Origin of the sequence: Pontibacter coccineus (assembly GCF_030546575.1) — a bacterium.
GTDB classification, from domain to species: Bacteria; Bacteroidota; Bacteroidia; order Cytophagales; family Hymenobacteraceae; genus Pontibacter; species Pontibacter coccineus.
Genome location: NZ_JAUOTN010000004.1, coordinates 497,036 through 513,823, shown reverse-complemented (window position 1 = coordinate 513,823; position 16,788 = coordinate 497,036). Strand labels below are relative to the sequence as shown.

The 16,788-nt window shown below is 52.1% G+C and carries 16 protein-coding genes; 11 read left to right on the top strand and 5 right to left on the bottom strand.

Annotated elements, in window-relative coordinates; all coding sequences use genetic code 11:
• Window positions 1-185 precede the first annotated feature (185 nt).
• The gene (locus tag Q4E40_RS12195) at window positions 186-1,094 is read left to right on the top strand and encodes an NAD(P)/FAD-dependent oxidoreductase (protein ID WP_303412490.1); all 909 of its coding nucleotides are present in this window, start codon (window positions 186-188) and stop codon (window positions 1,092-1,094) included.
• On the opposite strand, the gene Q4E40_RS12190 is transcribed toward Q4E40_RS12195, so the two are convergent.
• Window positions 1,091-1,936: a cyanophycinase gene (locus tag Q4E40_RS12190; protein WP_303412489.1), complete on the bottom strand. Its 846-nt coding sequence runs from the start codon at window positions 1,934-1,936 to the stop codon at window positions 1,091-1,093. The genes Q4E40_RS12195 and Q4E40_RS12190 overlap by 4 nt on opposite strands.
• Window positions 1,937-2,279: 343 nt before the next feature.
• Between Q4E40_RS12190 and Q4E40_RS12185 the strand changes: the two genes are divergently transcribed.
• From Q4E40_RS12185 to Q4E40_RS12175, 3 genes are read left to right on the top strand one after another with little or no spacing between them, the layout of a single operon-like run.
• The gene (locus tag Q4E40_RS12185; protein ID WP_303412488.1) at window positions 2,280-2,456 is read left to right on the top strand and encodes a hypothetical protein; all 177 of its coding nucleotides are present in this window, start codon (window positions 2,280-2,282) and stop codon (window positions 2,454-2,456) included.
• A gap of 51 nt (window positions 2,457-2,507) precedes the next feature.
• Window positions 2,508-2,684, top strand: coding sequence for a hypothetical protein (locus tag Q4E40_RS12180; protein ID WP_303412487.1), 177 nt, complete (start codon window positions 2,508-2,510; stop codon window positions 2,682-2,684).
• A gap of 52 nt (window positions 2,685-2,736) precedes the next feature.
• Complete coding sequence (locus Q4E40_RS12175; RefSeq protein ID WP_303412486.1) at window positions 2,737-2,901, top strand: hypothetical protein; 165 nt, start codon at window positions 2,737-2,739, stop codon at window positions 2,899-2,901.
• 175 nt (window positions 2,902-3,076) lie between these two features.
• On the opposite strand, the gene Q4E40_RS12170 is transcribed toward Q4E40_RS12175, so the two are convergent.
• Window positions 3,077-3,724 (bottom strand): hypothetical protein, encoded by a 648-nt coding sequence (locus Q4E40_RS12170; RefSeq protein ID WP_303412485.1) that lies wholly within the window; start codon window positions 3,722-3,724, stop codon window positions 3,077-3,079.
• 324 nt (window positions 3,725-4,048) lie between these two features.
• Window positions 4,049-4,465 (bottom strand): alternative ribosome rescue aminoacyl-tRNA hydrolase ArfB, encoded by a 417-nt coding sequence (arfB, locus tag Q4E40_RS12165; protein WP_303412484.1) that lies wholly within the window; start codon window positions 4,463-4,465, stop codon window positions 4,049-4,051.
• 265 nt (window positions 4,466-4,730) lie between these two features.
• On the opposite strand from arfB, the gene Q4E40_RS12160 reads away from it, so the two are divergent.
• From Q4E40_RS12160 to Q4E40_RS12150, 3 genes are all read left to right on the top strand, one after another.
• On the top strand, window positions 4,731-5,711 hold the full coding sequence (locus Q4E40_RS12160; RefSeq protein WP_303412483.1) for a TIGR03885 family FMN-dependent LLM class oxidoreductase: 981 nt from the start codon (window positions 4,731-4,733) through the stop codon (window positions 5,709-5,711).
• An 87-nt stretch (window positions 5,712-5,798) separates the two neighbouring features.
• Window positions 5,799-6,878, top strand: a complete 1,080-nt coding sequence (locus tag Q4E40_RS12155) for a site-2 protease family protein (protein ID WP_303412482.1) — start codon at window positions 5,799-5,801, stop codon at window positions 6,876-6,878.
• A 187-nt stretch (window positions 6,879-7,065) separates the two neighbouring features.
• Window positions 7,066-9,237 carry an IPT/TIG domain-containing protein gene (locus Q4E40_RS12150; protein ID WP_303412481.1) on the top strand — a complete coding sequence of 724 codons (2,172 nt, stop codon included), beginning with the start codon at window positions 7,066-7,068 and terminating at the stop codon, window positions 9,235-9,237.
• Window positions 9,238-9,292: 55 nt separating this feature from the next.
• Here Q4E40_RS12150 and Q4E40_RS12145 read toward each other — a convergent pair whose 3' ends face one another.
• Entirely contained in the window at window positions 9,293-10,534 is a 1,242-nt protein-coding gene (locus tag Q4E40_RS12145; RefSeq protein ID WP_303412480.1) for an IS4 family transposase, read from the bottom strand.
• 150 nt (window positions 10,535-10,684) lie between these two features.
• Entirely contained in the window at window positions 10,685-11,158 is a 474-nt protein-coding gene (locus Q4E40_RS12140; protein WP_303412479.1) for an Hsp20/alpha crystallin family protein, read from the bottom strand.
• Between the two features lie 601 nt (window positions 11,159-11,759).
• Between Q4E40_RS12140 and Q4E40_RS12135 the strand changes: the two genes are divergently transcribed.
• The 4 genes from Q4E40_RS12135 (at window position 11,760) to Q4E40_RS12120 (ending at window position 16,787) form a co-directional block, all read left to right on the top strand.
• Entirely contained in the window at window positions 11,760-12,653 is an 894-nt protein-coding gene (locus Q4E40_RS12135; RefSeq protein ID WP_303412478.1) for a DUF3667 domain-containing protein, read from the top strand.
• Between the two features lie 18 nt (window positions 12,654-12,671).
• A complete protein-coding gene (gene dgt, locus Q4E40_RS12130; RefSeq protein ID WP_303412476.1) occupies window positions 12,672-14,042 on the top strand; it encodes a dGTP triphosphohydrolase in 1,371 nt (456 codons plus the stop codon).
• Between the two features lie 10 nt (window positions 14,043-14,052).
• Window positions 14,053-15,258 carry a hypothetical protein gene (locus Q4E40_RS12125; protein ID WP_303412475.1) on the top strand — a complete coding sequence of 402 codons (1,206 nt, stop codon included), beginning with the start codon at window positions 14,053-14,055 and terminating at the stop codon, window positions 15,256-15,258.
• Between the two features lie 191 nt (window positions 15,259-15,449).
• Window positions 15,450-16,787 carry a M16 family metallopeptidase gene (locus Q4E40_RS12120; protein WP_303412474.1) on the top strand — a complete coding sequence of 446 codons (1,338 nt, stop codon included), beginning with the start codon at window positions 15,450-15,452 and terminating at the stop codon, window positions 16,785-16,787.
• Window position 16,788 lies beyond the last annotated feature (1 nt).

Here is a 16,788-nt window from a genome sequence, read left to right as displayed (position 1 = left end):
ATATAAAACATTCATACTTAAAAAGCGCTTGCCGCTCCTTTTTTCAAATAATATCTGACATTGGTCGAAAAACGCACATCCATCCCCCATAGTGTGCCTTTAAAAGGCTATCGTGGCATTTTTTTCTCTGCCGTCCCACCTCCCGCAGGCAATCTACGTTTACATACTCTCAATAGAATAAACCCATGAAGGAAACATATGACGTGATTATCATCGGAGGCGGCCCTGCAGGGCTTAACGCCGCCATGATACTGGGCAGGTCCCGACGCAAGGTACTTTTATTCGACAGTGGCGAACCCCGCAACCGCTGGTCCAGGAGCATGAATGGCTTCCTGTCAAGCGACGGCGTGAACCCTGGCGATTTTATCCGGAAAGGTCGGGAAGAACTTAAGAAATACAACATACAGATAATAGACCATCCGGTAGGCACCGCCACCTACAGCAAAGGCACTTACGTGGTAGAATCCAGCGAAGGGCATGTATACCACTCCCGCAAACTGCTTTTAGCCACGGGCCTGAAGGACAAGCTGCCGGAAGTGGAAGGTATAGAAGAGCTCTATGGGCAAAGCGTGCACCACTGCCCTTACTGCGATGGCTGGGAGAGCCGCGACAAAGCCATTGCGGTATATGGCAAAGACCGCAACGGGATAGGCCAGGCCCTGGCCATGAAAAACTGGAGCGACGACGTAACCCTCTACACAGACGGCACCAGGAAGCTCAACAACAAGGACATAGAGCTGCTTGATCTGAACGGGGTAAAAGTATGCACCGATGCCATTGCCCGCGTGGAGGGAAGTGATGGCATGCTGGAGCACATTGTATTGCGAAATGGGCAGTCGAGGCCGCAGGGGGCCCTTTTCTTTTCCGGGGAAACCAGGCAGCAGTCGGATATTGGTGAGCAGTTGGGCTGTGAGTTTACCGGCAAGGGTGTGATCAAGACGCGGCGCCTGCAGCAGGCCAACATACCGGGCCTCTACGTGGCCGGCGATGCAGCCCGTGACATGCAGCTCGTGATTGTGGCGGCAGCTGAAGGCGCCAAGGCCGGAGTGGCCATCAACATGGAGTTGCAGCAGGAAGACAGAGTAAAACCTTAGGCTATGTTGGCAGTAGCATCGCTGGCCTCCTGAGCGGGGCTGGGCAGATGCTGCTCCACCGGCTGGAACAGGTGCTCCTCCAGGCAGTAGCGGTAACCCTCCACCAGCATGTGCATGATCAGGTGCTCCACGGCAATGGGCTGGTTCTCGGACACCTGCCGTGTGTTGGTGAACCGGATCTTGCTGGCATCGATGATCGTCACGACTCCCGTCCCGAACACTTCAATCTTGTTTCCTTCTTTGATGATGATGCCGGTCTCTTCGCTCAGGCCAACACCGACATAGGCCGGGTCGTGCGCCACGGCATGGGCCAGTCGCCCGAAGCGGCCGCGCTCCACAAAGTGCGTGTCGATGTACAGATGGCTGATAAAGCCGAAGCCGATGGTCGTTTTCATCTCCCCTTTGATAAGCGAGTAGTGGCCGTAACCGTCGTAGATCATGCGATCTGACATGATGGCGGCCCCTGCGCTGGTGCCCGCTATGATGATGGGCTCGTGGTGGTAGCGGCGGCGCATGATCTCCAGGAGCTGCGTGCCGTTCAGGAACTCAATCAAACGGACCTGATCGCCCCCTGTAAAGAAAATCACATCGGCCTGCTGGATGCGGCTGATGTACTCGGGCTGGTCTGCAGCGTGGTTTTCATCGATCAGCATGAACTGCACTTTGTTACAGCCCAATTCCTCGAACGCCTCTTTGTAAGCCAAACCGGATTCCTGCGGCTCGGTAGCCGCCGTTGCGATCACTTCTATGTTGGCATGCACCGGGCATATCTCAGACCTGATTAGCTTGATCAGATCATCGTCATACCCTCCTCCGAGCGCTATTAAGGTTCCTTTATACATGGGTATTCCAAATTATTTGGTAGTTCCGCTCACCGTACAGAAAGCGGCTGTATACTTTACAATTAAGTATCCGAAAAGATTTAAGACAGCACGGAAAACCGCTCTATTCATGTTCATTTTCGAACAAACACCTGTACGCTATTGGACGGTTTTAGGAGAAGGAATGGCGATTTAAATTCGCAAGACACTGATTTACAGACAGTTGCAACAATGGCACATAAACTGCAATATGCTCATTATAAATAAAAAATAATTTAGAAGCACCAAGCAACCTTTTACCTAACAACACTATCTATTAAGTACTTACATCATGAAACTCAGAAACTTTTAAATCCTTACAATTATGAAAATCATCATCTTATTAATCGCCCTGGTACTTGGCTTCGGAGCCACCTGCAAAAAAACAGCAAACGACATTGAAGTAGCCGCCGCCAAGCACAAACTGCAGCAAGAACAAAGAGAATTGCGCAGCTACCCTAACCTGTTGCCAGAAGTGCTGATCGTAGCGCCAAAGGCCTGACACCCTGACTACATACAACCCTTTTACACATCATCCTAAAACTAAATCACTATGAAAATCCTAATCCTTTTGTTCGGACTTACAGCAGCTTTCGGCGCCGCAGGCAAGAAAACTGCCAGCGATGTAGAAGAGATCAAGCACCGCCAGGAATTGAGAGAACTGGAGCGCTATCCAAACCTGCTTCCTGAAGTGGTCATTACCATCTCACGTGACTCCCTGATAAAGTAGCATACCTGATTTTACCGTTTCCTTAACCCCGCCATTAGTACCAAATAAAACCATGAAGATTATCATTCTTTTATTAGCACTGGTAGCCTCTTTTGGCTTCGCCTTGAAAAAAACCATTGACGAGCGTGTGTTGTTGGCTGAGCGCCTGCAGCAGGAGCGCGTTACCCTGCTGTATAGCACCGAAAACCCTGCTTCCCAGCCTGTGGCCATGCTGTAGCAGGCCGCCTTACCAAGGGCCAAATGCCAGCTGTAACATGACCTATACACCGGCCCAACACTTCTCCAGGTTTTATCTACCACCAATATCACGCTCACGTCTAAGCTGAGCGACCACAAAAACACTGCCCTTATAACAGCAATCGCCCGGCCTGAATGGGGCCGGGCGATTGTTGCTAGTTTTCCTTTTTCTTGAATATCTTGTTGAGGTCGATGCGCTTCTCAGGCTCTGGTTCTGGCGCGGGCTCTTCCTTTTTGCCGAAGGGCCATACCTTCTTTTTAGGCGGCTCCGGCTCTTTCTTTTTGCCAAACGGCCAGCCCGACTTTTCCTCTTCTTCCTGCTGCTTGCCAAAAGGCCAGATCTTCTTTTTCTCTTTCTTCTCCGGCACAATCACATAGCGGATCGAGATACCTGTGGCCAGGTTCACCCAGTCCTCGTGGTTGAAGTGTAGCGCCGGTTTTACGTCAGCAGAGACCAGGAAAGGCAGTCCGTTTACCTTGTACTCTACACCCACAATGGCATCCAAGCCCGTGAACACGCCCTGGTCTTTGAGGTTGCCGATGTGTCCGCCGCCGCCCAGGTAGTAGTTGAAGCGCTTGCCCAGCATGGGCCAGTGGCGCTGGTAGAGCACCGTGCCACTATACTCCCGCGAACCGACCAGGGCTATACCTTCGAGGGTGCTTTTCTCCGCGACCCGCTGTTGCAGGGTAGCCCCAAACTGGTCGCCGCCCAGGCGTATACCTGCCGCTGTTCTGTATTTCTGCGCCTGGCTGGCCGTAGCCGCCCCCGCCACCACTAGTATCGTAAAAATAATCTTCTTCATGTGTTGTCTTCGGAGTCTGCCCCTTGCCGCGGCAAAGATCTTACCTATTCTGCAGAAAAGAGCCAACCTGCCCCGCCTGGGTACTATCTTTTTTGAAAGACGATGCAGCAAGGTATAGCGGACAGTCTTATCGGAACGTATCTGGAGCGTAGCCTGGTATACCTGTGCTGAAAGAAAGGTGCTATACCTGAATAACTGCTTCAGAATATGTTGCTGAAAACCAACCTCCGTAATATGCGGTCTGCGCTATACCTTAGTAACTGCTCTTGAAACTTTTAAATGGCCCGCGAATCAAACGCGGAGACCAACTGGCACTACCATACCTTAATAATCGCTTTTAAAACCGCCTCGGCTGGCTTTTTTGTCAGATTGACGGCGCTTGCCCTCCAGGCGCTTGCGCACCGAGGCGCGGGTGGGTTTGGTGGCCTTACGCTTCTTCTGGCGGGTAAGAGCCTGCCGGAGCAGCTCGTAGAAACGCTCGATGCACTGTTCCTTGTTCTGCAATTGGCTGCGCTCCGCCTGGCAAACCACCTGCAGGTAGCCCTCGCTGTTGATGCGGTTCCCCAGCTTTTCCTGCACCAGCGCCTTTTCCTCGTCTGTCAGCAGTTGCGATTCTGCCACATGAAAACGCAGCTCGACTTTGCTGGCCACTTTGTTCACGTTCTGCCCACCGGCCCCGCCACTCCGCGAAGCCTGAAAGCTCAGCTCCCGCTCAAAATCACGTTCTTTGATGTCTGCCATACCTGTGCTGCGCCAAAATAGAGAATTAGAAATTCAAAATTAGAAATAAGCTAACGAAGAACGCACTTCAATCTGCCAACAGATGTAAATGATAAAAGTCAAATTGGCTGCGCATGCTTTAAGCTCTAAAGATCAAAAAATATTTCAATACTTAAAAAAGGCGGAGTTTTCGGAAGCCCGCCTTTTCTGTGCCTTTGCCTCTTACGAAACCAAAGCGCAAAGTGTAGCCGTATGCCTTACTACTTAAAACCAAGCGGCTATACCTATGAAGCAACAAGACAGCGCACTCCGCATCGGCTACCACGCCTCGCACGAGCAGTTTAAACCAAGCGAACTCCTGAAGTTTGTGCAACAGGCCGAGCAGGCGGGCTTTAACGCCGCCATGTCCTCGGACCACTTCGCACCCTGGAGCCTCGACCAGGGTGAGAGTGGCTTTGCGTGGTCCTGGCTCGGAGCGGCCATGCAGGCCACCAAACTGCCCTTCGGCATCGTCAACGCACCCGGGCAGCGCTACCACCCGGCCATCATTGCGCAGGCCGCCGCCACGCTGGCCGAGATGTTTCCAGAACGCTTCTGGGTAGCCATGGGCAGCGGGCAATACATCAACGAACAGATTACGGGCGAGCACTGGCCCGTGAAACAGGACCGCAACAACCGCCTGAAAGAGTGCGTCGACATCATCCGGGCGCTTTGGGACGGCGAAACCGTCACGCATCATGGCCTGGTGACAGTGGAAGAAGCCAAACTTTATACCCGCGCCAAAGTAGCGCCCAACATCATAGGAGCCGCCATAACCGAGGAGACCGCCGAATGGGTGGGCGGCTGGGCCGACGGCCTGATCACTGTATCGAAGCCACCAAAGGAACTCAAGAAAATGGTGGATGCTTTCCACAGAGGTGGTGGCGAGGGTAAACCGATGTACCTGAAGGTGCAACTCTCTTACGACAAGGACGAGAAAAAGGCACTGCAGGGTGCCCATGACCAGTGGCGCTCCAACATCTTCCCGAGCGCCGTGCTCTCCGACCTGCGCACGGCCAAACAACTCGAGCAGACGGCCATGTTCGTGCGCGAAGAGGACCTGCGCGAGCATGTGCGCATCTCCTCCGACCCAAACCAGCACGTGGAGTGGCTGCAACAGGACCTAGACCTGGGCTTTAGTCAGCTGATTCTGCACAACGTCAACCTGGAGCAGGAGCGCTTCATCGAGGTGTTTGGCGACAAGGTGGTGCCACAGCTTTTGGGCTAAGGTATAGCGCTGCCGCAAAGCCCGCCTGGCTGTTAACTTCTAGCGTATAAGCACGTTACAGGTATAACCGATATGTAGAAACACCCTATGAAATGGTCCCTTAACCTTGGCAGAATAGCGGGTATCAAGATTCTGATGCACTGGACATTCCTGATCCTGATCGGCTGGATCGTGTTTTCGGAAATACAGCGCGGCTCCGACCTGATGGCTACCCTCCTGTCAGTTGCTTTTGTGCTGACCATTTTCCTGTGCGTGGTGCTGCACGAACTGGGCCATGCCCTTACGGCAAAGCGCTATGGCGTAGACACCAAAATGATTACGCTTTTGCCGATCGGCGGTGTGGCCAGCCTGGAGCGTATACCTGAAAACCCGAAGCAGGAACTGTTGATCGCTATTGCCGGCCCCGCCGTGAACGTGGTGATTGCCTTCATCCTCTGGCTGGTGCTCCCGCCGCTGCGCGAACTGCCGGACGAGTCGTTTTTCGCCCGCATCACCCCAGCCAACTTTCTATACCTGTTGTTCTTTGTCAACCTGATGCTCGTCGTCTTCAACGCTATACCTGCCTTCCCAATGGATGGCGGGCGTGTGCTACGAGCGCTGCTGGCTTTCAAGTTGGGCAGGGTGCGGGCAACCCAGATAGCGGCCAACATGGGCCAGATGCTGGCCATCTTCTTCATGTTCATCGGCTTTTTCTACAACCCTTTCCTGATCCTGATCGGCATCTTCGTGTTTTTTGGTGCCTGGTCTGAGAACATGGTGGTGCAGCACCTCGACTTTTTGCGCGGGCACCTGGTGCGCGAGGGCATGATGACCAATTTCGTGACCCTGGCACCCTCCGAAACGGTACGTGATGCCCTGGGCAAACTCCTCAAAGGCTCGGAACACGACTTTGTGGTAGAGCAGGACGGAGAGGTAATGGGCACGCTCACCCGCATGCAACTGATACAGGCCGTAAAAGAAGAGAAGATCGAGCGCCCGGTGTCTGAAATCATGACGCAGGAAGTCAAGGCCTTTAACGTGCAGGACAAGCTGGCCGAGGCATACACAGAGCTGCAGAAGACCAAGGTGCCCCTTTTCCCGGTACTCGAAAACGGGCGGCTGGCCGGTGTCATCAACTCCGACAACATCAACGAGTTCATCCTGATAAAATCCGCGCTGGCACACTAGCGCTCAAAACTGCTGCTCTCAGACGAAAGCTATACCTGACTTACTTCACCCGACACACAATTTTATTATATTTGGCAGCAAACCGCGCATACCATGGCACATCCTTTTCCGTAATAGTACGTTATGGCCGCTTTGGAATGCGACACTCTAATTTTATCGATAGCTAACTGACAATCCGCACCAGTCTATGACCACCATACTCCTAACACCTGACCGCTTGGGGTCGCGAAGCACTGCCATGTTGTTGGCACTCCTTCTTTCGGTGATTTCCTTTGCAGCGCATGCCTCTGAAGACCTGCACATGGTGCCCGTTTCGCTTGAGGAGCGCATCAAAGCAGCTGACATTATTGTAGAAGGCGAAGTGGTGGCCCAGCGCTCGTTTTGGGATGCCCGAAAGGAGCTTATCTATACCGCGCACACGGTCCGGCTTTTCAAGGTATTCAAGGGAGAGTTGAAGGAGCGCCAGGTGGAAGTGATCACGGATGGTGGCACAGTCGGCCTGGCGATGCACACGGTCTCGTCGGCCTTGCAGTTGAAGAAAGGGCAGCAGGGTATGTTTTTCCTGACCAAGGGCGCGCCTGCAGGTATAGTGGCCAGCGCGGCTGCTGTCATCACCAAACCATACGCCAGCCGGCAGGGTTTTGTACGCTACGATGTGGAGCGGGGCACCGCAGCCGATCCGTTTAACCAATACAAATCTGTGCAGGAGGTATACCAGTCCGTGACATCGCGCATGGGGCAGCAATACAAAACAGTGGTAGCCAATGATAGACTGGAGTCAGGTATAAAGGCCCAACTGAAGCAGGAGAGCACCCAGGCGACGCAAGCTCCGACTGTTCTCGGCATCAGTCCTTCGCGCACCAGCGCCGGCACAGGAGCCGTGCTCACCATAACCGGTACCGGCTTCGGCAACACCCGCGGCAAAGGATTTGTGGAGTTCCCCAACGCCGATGACGGCGGTACTACCCTGGTGCGCCCCTACGCATCTGACTACGTGTCCTGGACCAATACCCAGATCAAAGTGATGGTACCTTCCTATACCGAAACAGGGGGCACAGCCGGAACAGGCCGCGTAAAGGTCACCGCCGATGACGGGACTTCAGGTACGAGTGCCGGGACGCTCATCATTGAGTTCGCCTACTCCAACGTAGTGGCCGAGGGTGGCAACACGCCATTTCAGCCCGCCCTGGTTGATGTCAACCAGAAGGGCGGCTACACCATACAGTTCGCGCCCAGCCTGCAAAGCAGAGCCGCCGCTCAGGAGGGCTTCAGACGCGCCGTGAACAATTGGGTGTGCACCACAAACGTAAACTGGACAGTTGGAGCGACCGCCACATCGGAGAGCTCCGCCGACGACGGCCGCAGCATTATCCGCTTCGCACCTCCATCCGTAACAGGCCAGAGTGTGCTGGCCCGCACTATCAGCAAGTACAGAGGTTGCGTATCGATAAACGGTACCCGCCGCGACACGGTCTTCTGGCTCACCGAGTTTGACATGGAGATCAACAGCAACATCACCTGGCAGTATGGCCCGGGAGGCCCAAGCGCCAACCAGTTCGACTTTGAAACCGTGATTCTGCACGAGTTAGGGCATGCGCACCAGCTTGGCCACGTTATTCTGCCGAACACCCTGATGCACTACAATATTGGCCGCCAAAAGCAGATCCGCGACCTGACACCGCCTGATATAGCGGGCGCGAATCTGGTGCTGAGCCGCAGCCTGAGCCCGCTGGTATGTGGCGGTCGCTCCCCAATGACACCGAAGCTGGATGGCGATTGTAACCTAGCTTCCGAGGTCTTCACCTTTGACGCTTCCTTTTCGAGTGCTGGCGCCGTGAATGTGATCTGGACGACCAGCACAGAACAAGGTATAGCCCGCTTTGTGGTGCAGCGCAGTCAGGATGGGCAACAGTGGGAAGACGTAGGCGAGGTTCCTGCCTCCGGCCAGGGCCGCGACTATACCTTCACGGACAGCGATCCATTGCCGCGTCGCAGCTATTACCGCCTGCGCGTGGTCTACTCGGATAACACGGAAGCTTTTTCGGGCAGGGTGCAGGTGCTTAACCCAAGCGATCTGCGTGTTTTCAAGGTATACCCGAATCCGATCGGCCTCACTACCAATGCCGATGGCACCCCTGGCGAAACCATACGCATCGAATACCTGGTGCGCAGCTCATCCGACCTGAGCATGCAACTCTACGATTTGCAGGGCAGGATGGTGCGCGACGTGACAGCCACAGTGACCGACGGCACCGACGTTGTCGAGATCAATGTCGCCGACCTGGCATCGGGCACTTATGTGCTGCGCTGGAGCGAGGGCTCCAGCAGCGGCGTCACGAAAGTGGTTAAAGTGCAATAAACAGAAAAGGGAGGCTTTCGGCCAGGAGTGGTCGGAAGAAATTCCGACCACTTTTTTATGTTTTGAAGAGTTTGTCCAGGTCCCCACCGCACTCTGCCACGATGATGGCAATGGCCAGATTTCTGACTTCCATCGCAAACCTGCGTTTAGCTGTTTTATACCCGATGGCGTTGGCATGTTTGTAGATAAGCAGCAGCATGGCCACGATCAAGGTCATGTAAAGCATCACCCTGATGCCGTTCTGGTTGAGCGAAACCAAATGGCTCAGGTGCAGCTCCTGCTTGAGGAAGCGAAAGAACACCTCACTGTCCCACCTTTGCCGGTAGGCCTTGGCCACCTCTTCTGCGGGCATCTGCAGGGCATGGGTCAACAGCCAGTAGCGCCGCCCCGGGTCTTGCTTGCTTTCCACGATGAGGAGGCGGAAATCCTGCTCCAGCAGGCTTTCCCGGTAATGGACATTGCCTTCCTTGTTTTGGATGCGCTCCCCGCAGTAAAGCCTGACCAGCTCATCGCTCAGCAGCACTCCTTCTCCCAGATCTGTCTGCTGGTCTTCCCCAAGCAGGTTGGACCTGAGCTCATACTTGCGGTTTTCCTTTACCCGGCATACAAAGCGCACCTGCTGCGCCTCAAAGGCCTCCAGGCTTTGGGCCGATTGCAGGCCCCGGTCCAGCACATACAGGTTCTGATGGCCCGCCTCCTGCCGGACATGCTGCCAGACCGGGTGAGGCAGGGCCACCGCTTCGCTGTTACAGCTACGCTCGCTGAAAGCCTGGGCGCTGCAGGGCAGCACCCCATCAAAGGCCATGGTGTATTTGACTGCCTTCTTGCCGCTTGTATGCCCGATGCTGCTTGTATGCCCGATGCTGCTTTGCAGCTTGCCGGCTGTATCACTCACCAAGGTGCTGTCCACACGGATCAACAGGTGCTTTTGCCGCTCACGCGCTGCATACAAGCCGGCATACTGCTCATAGATGCATTCATAGATCTGGCTGAAGAAGTGTGCATCTCTCTTCGGGAGCCGCTCTGAAACAGAGCTCCGTCGGACGCTTTCACTGGCATCTAGGTGAAAGAGCTGCTTGAAGAACGGGTCATGGAAGGTGTCTTCCAGGCTCCGCTGACTGAGCCGCTCGTTTTCCAGCATCCCATAGAGCAGGAGGTAGAACATCTTGCGGCCATGGAGTACTTTGGCATAGCGGTCTACCCTGCTTTGAAGAGGGAGTTGCTCCAGGTATTGCTCGGGGATAAGCGCCAGCAACTGGCTCACACTCATCTGGTGGTCTTTGAATATGCGCATCATCTTTAGCTGTTAGCCTGTTAAGACAACAAACAATAGGAGCAGACAGGTCAAGGAAGTGAAAAAATAGCCCCGAAACAAAAAATGGCCGGAAGATTTAATCTTCCGACCATTCCTGGCTTTCGGCCTCCCTTTTCTGTTTTGCCCGGCACCTTACTCGATGCTGACGCGTTTGCGGTTACTGTTGTTTGCCTGCTCTTGCTTCGGCACAGTTATTTTGAGCACGCCTTCCTCGTAGCGCGCCTTTATTTCCTCTGGTCTTACAGCATCGGGCAATTTGAATGAGCGGCTGAATGAGCTGTAATTATACTCCCGGCGGGTATAGTTATCGTCTTCTGTTGTGTTATCCTGCTCTTTCTGACTGCTGATCGTCAGCATGCCCTCATCTATGTCTACCGCAAAATCCTCTTTCGCCATACCTGGGGCTGCCAACTCTATGGTGTACTCCCTTTCGTTTTCGCGGATATTGGTTGCGGGCATATTCCGCATGATCTGCCGCCCGATTTGGGCCGGCATGCGTAGCAGATCGTTCTCGAAAAAACGATCTACGTCGCTGAAAAAATCTGTGAAGAACGACTTGGGAGCGAGACTTTCACCTCCTGTGCGCTCTTTTCTCATTGGTTTCATAGTGGTACCTCCTTTTAGTTATGGTTAAATATTCAGTGCAATCCTCCTTGTAGGATAGGAATCTCCACTAATTTCTACGCCTTGATTTCCTTATAGTTTAACCCTGAATACAAATAAAAAAAGCGACCAGGAACAAATGAATGATTCTGGTCGCTTTTCAGGATTAAGGTTTGTTTTCAGATGTCAGGACATACACTCCAGGAGTGTAAGCGTATACCCGACGCAGGGTTTTGTCAGTAGCTCGCGTGTAGTTTTCATGGCTTGGAAAGGGACAGTCTGTTTTCCATCGCTCGGAATAGGCTCGAGTAACTGTACAAATGTTGCAAAACATCGGCTGTACGCAAAGGAGACTTTCCAATAAAAGGTAACCAGCAGATTACACCAATTACAGTATAACTTTAGCGTGAAACAGGCCCTAGTGATGGATACAACGACATACAACTTATTCGAACACAGCAAAAGGTAACATCTTAAAACATGGCCATGTTGTTATAACAGCGAATTATTATTGTCTCCTGAAATTGCTTAGAGGCAAGGAATGGTATTATTATAGTGAGTATACTATATTTGACAGGTTAAGCGCACTGCTTGATTGATGTCCATGGCGAAGAAAAGACGAAAGTTTGTACAATGCCCGAACTGCGGCTATACCTTTGAGGAGGTAAACAACTACTGCCCCAACTGCGGACAGGAAAACCATGACCTGAATGTGCCGGTCAAGCACCTGGTAGAGGAGTTCTTTGAGAGCACCCTACACTACGACACTAAATTCTGGCGCACTTTCAAGTACCTGATCACCCGCCCCGGTTACCTGACAGAAAAATTCAATATGGGCCAGCGCGTAGCTTACGTTCCGCCATTCAGGCTTTATGTGTTTGTCAGTATCTTTTTCTTTACCACTATTGCTCTGTTTGCCTCGGAGAACCTTGTGGTGAATGATGGGGAGGGGGCAATAGAAAAGCTCGAGGCCACTGATCCAGACGCAGCCGCCCGGGTCATGCAAGCTGACTCCCTGGCCAGGTCACGGGCCGGCCTGACTCTTAGCGACACTTCATCTGTCATGCTAAATGAGGACTTGGATAATAAGTTCAGAAACTTTCTCAAAAACGAAGAACAGTCCCGTCAGAAGCTCCTAAAGAACATCTCCTTCATGATGTTTGTGCTCATGCCCTTTTTCGGATTCATCCTATACCTGTCTTACCGGTCTCAGCGCCGTAATTACGTGGAGCACCTGATGTTCTCTGTGCATTTCCATACCTTTGTTTTCCTGCTGATTATATTTGCCACGCTCACAGAGGTGGTTTTCAGCAGTTTCGATACCAATGGATGGGTGATCCTGATCAGCATGGCTTATTTATTCTTTGCGCTGCGCTATGTATACAAGGAACCGTACCTGCGCACGGCAGTCAAGTTGATCCCGATCGGTTTAACTTACATGATATCATTAGGCATATTATTTCTAGCTACTCTCGGCATTAGCGTGCTGCTCAGTTAATTTATACCACGTTACTACATGAACCTTTCTACCTCCTGGGAACGCTTAATATCTAAGAAACGCTTCGAAACGACCGACAGCAAGTATACCTCAGACGAATCGGTGCGCGGTGAGTTCCAGCGCGACTACGACCGCATTGTGTTCTCCTCGGCCTTCCGACGCCTGCAGAACAAGACGCAGGTGATGCCCATGCCGGAGAGCGACTTTGTGCACACCCGCCTCACGCACAGCCTCGAAGCATCGGTGGTGGGGCGCTCGCTTGGCCGTATTGTGGGCAAGAGCATACTGGAGCGCTACCCGGAACTAACTGGTGACAAGAACATACAGGAAGCCGACTTCGGCGACATTGTGGCGGCGGCCTGCCTGGCGCACGACATCGGCAACCCGCCGTTTGGACACTCGGGCGAAGACGCCATCTCGGCTTACTTTCTGAGTGAGGAGGCACAGCCCTTTCTGACGAACCTGACAGAGGCACAAAAGGCCGACCTGCAGCGCTTTGAAGGCAACGCGGCCGGTTTCCGGGTGCTCACCTATACCTACCCGGCGCACTGCAACCTGCCGGGCGGCCTTAGCCTGACCTATACCACACTGGCTACATTCACCAAATACCCGAAAGAGTCGCTGCCGGAGATAGCAGGCACCAAACACACCAGCGAGAAGAAGTACGGCTTCTTCCAGACAGAGAAAGCCTGGTTCAACTCCATTGCGCAGGAGTTAGGCTTGCTTAAAAAAGGAACTGGCGACCAGGTGTTCTATCACCGCCATCCACTCGCTTTTTTAGTAGAGGCTGCTGATGACATCTGCTACCGTATCATCGATTTTGAAGACGGCCTGAAGCTTGGCCTGGTACCGCACCAGCAAGGTATAGCCCTGCTGCGCCAGATTTTGAACGACGCACCCGACCGGGTCTCCAGCCTCACCTTTTATGATTGGCGTGAAGAAATCGGCTACCTGCGAGCCCGCATCATCGGTAAACTCATCAACGAAACCACCCGGATTTTTCTGGCGCACGAACAGGAGATACTGGCCGGCACCTACGACAAACCGCTCATCAACGAGCTCAGCTGCAAACCCGTGCTTGACGAGATCAAGAGCCTATCCATTGAGCTAATCTACCGCAACAAACCCGTGCTGGAGATAGAAGCAGCCGGCTTCGAAGTGCTGGGCGGCCTGCTGGATGCCTGCATGAAGGCTGCCTTCCGCCAAGACTCTAAACATCACCGCAAGATAGCCGACCTCATTCCGCCGCACTACCTGCAGCTCCCCGAGGGCTCCTCCGACTACGACCGTATCATCCACATCACCGACTACGTCACCAGCCTCACCGACCAGGCCGCACTTGGACTTTATCGGAAAATCAAGGGGATCGAGTTGCCGAGGATGTATTAGGGGTTTGGGTATGCTTGAAGAAAAATTAAGAAGGGCAGACGTGCTTTTATTACTGCTATACCTGCTTACAGTCGCGATTATTATCTTTCGAGTAAATGTTGAAGGAACAGGGTATACAACACCTGATTCAATTGCATACCTAGATGCTGCCAGGAATTTAAAAGATGGGCATGGTTTTTATGAAACAGACGCAGCAGGCAATAAGACCCGGCTTTTTACTAAGTGGCCTATAGGATATCCAGTACTGATTTTCATAACATCGAGCATAAGTGGACTTGATGTATTCTGGGCCTCAAAAATCCTTAACCTTCTCTTATTGGCTGGCCTATTTATATTTTTACGTGGTATTAGTCGTACGTATTCTTTTGTACTAGCCTCAGTCTGTTCTAGTTATACATTTTTGGAAATATATAGCTTCACGTGGTCTGAAGCGCCAGTTTTGTTACTGCTTCTACTGCTTGCATACTTGATATTACAAATATGTAATGGTTTAGCAATTCCGCGTAATGCTGTGTTTATCTACTTTGCCTGTCTCGTCTTGTTCCTGCTTCGCTATGCAGGTATTTTCTCATTAGGCATTCCTGTCATATTGTGTTTACACTTTTATCTAAATAGAAACCACAAATACGCAAAGATTTTCTTCTGCACTTCGGCGTCATTGGCTTTTTCGTTTGGAGGTTATTTGCTTCTCAACTATAAACTCAGCGGATTTGCTACAGGCCTTGATAGACTTGAAACCGAAACCGAATCAGGAGTATACTTTATACTCATGTCTATCAAAGGCCTCCTCAACGAGTTCCTTATCATCCGCGAATTCAGGCCGCAGAACCAGCCAGACTACTTGCTCTACGTCACAGCCATCGTCCAGGCAGGGGTTCTAGCTTTCATAGCTGTTAAGGTAAAGCGGCATTTCAACTTTTGGCATGAATTGAAGCAAAATAGCTTTTCGATGATATGCATAGGTATAGCCTTTTTATACCTGGATGCTATTCTAGCGATGCGCTTTGTATCGCATTTCGACGCTCTTGATTACAGGCTGCTGGCGCCTTTCAGCTTTCCTTTACTCATTGGATTGGTTTACACCTTAGTCTCCCTTCCAGACAAACATAAGGACATCATCCAGGCAAAGTATGTGCTTTTTGCCTTCTTCCTGCTGTCGCTCTTCCTCAACCTGCCCAAGAAATTCATCTTACAACAGCTACAGCAGATGATGTGAGCTATATCTAAGCAATACTCAAAAAACATCCCCTTAATTCCAATGTTTATCTGCCTGACCACCCCGTTAGTAGAGCAAACATAGGCATTCAGCTATTTGTGCAAAACTCCTGCAGAGTTTATACTAATTTTATAGACTTTATAACATAAGTCGTGCGATAGAGCATGACCATTCCTAAACCTTTATTCTTTATGAAACGAAAGCTTCTCCTTTGCCTTGTATGGGTCGCATCGGGCTTCACAGCCTTTGCCCAGACCAAGAGCAATAAGATTGAATTCACGGAGTATACGCTCCCCAACGGACTGCACGTGATTCTTCACCAGGACAACTCCACGCCTAACGTGGCTGTGTCGGTGCTGTACCATGTGGGCTCCAAAAACGAAGTAAAAGGCCGCACGGGCTTTGCGCACTTTTTCGAACACCTGATGTTCGAGGGTACGGAGAACATTGAGCGTGGCCAGTACATGAACATGGTACAGGCTGCCGGTGGCTCGCTTAATGCCAATACCTCGTTTGACCGCACTTACTATTACGAATTGTTGCCTTCTAACCAACTCGCGCTTGGCCTGTGGATGGAAGCAGAGCGTATGGTAAGCGCCAAAGTAGACGAAGTAGGTGTGGAAACGCAGCGCAAAGTGGTGCAGGAAGAGAAACGCATGCGCGTGGACAACCAACCATACGGTACTATACTGGAGAACACCTTCGGCCTTGCCTATACCGAGCACCCCTACAAAATCACGCCGATTGGTACATTCGAGGACCTGAACAACGCCAAGATCGAGGAATTCCGTGATTTTTATAAGACCTTCTACGTGCCGAACAACGCCACACTTTCTATCGCCGGCGACATCAAGATCGACGAGACGAAGAAACTGATCGAGCAGTATTTCGCAAAAATCCCGAAAGGCACCAAGGAAGTTCCAAGACCAAACGTAGTGGAGCCGGCCCAGACCGAAGAGCGCCGCAAGATCGTGTATGACAACATCCAGTTGCCAGCCGTTATTCAGGCCTACCACATTCCGGCACAGGGTACTGAAGACCATTATGCCCTTTCTATGCTGACTACATTGCTTTCTGGCGGCAAGAGTGCCCGTATGCCAAAGGCCATCGTGGATAAGCAGCAGAAAGCGGTTGCCGCACTTTCTATTCCTTTCCCAACTGAAGACCCGGGCCTGTTCCTAACCTATGCCATCGCCAACATGGGCGTGGATGTAAAGGACCTGGAAGCGGCGGTGGACGCAGAGATTGTACTTGTGAAAAAAGAGTTGATATCAGAGCGTGAGTTCCAGAAGCTGCGCAACCAAATGGAAAGCCAGTTTGTGCAGCAGAACAGCACCGTGGCGGGCCGTGCCGAGAACCTGGCCAACTACCACGTGTACTACGGCGATGCCAACCTGATCAACAACGAGATTGACCGCTACATGAAGGTGACGAAAGAGGACATTCAGCGCGTGGCCAACAAGTACCTCACCAAGAACAACCGCGTGGTGTTGCACTACCTGCCAAAGTCAGCTCAACAAAGCAATTAAT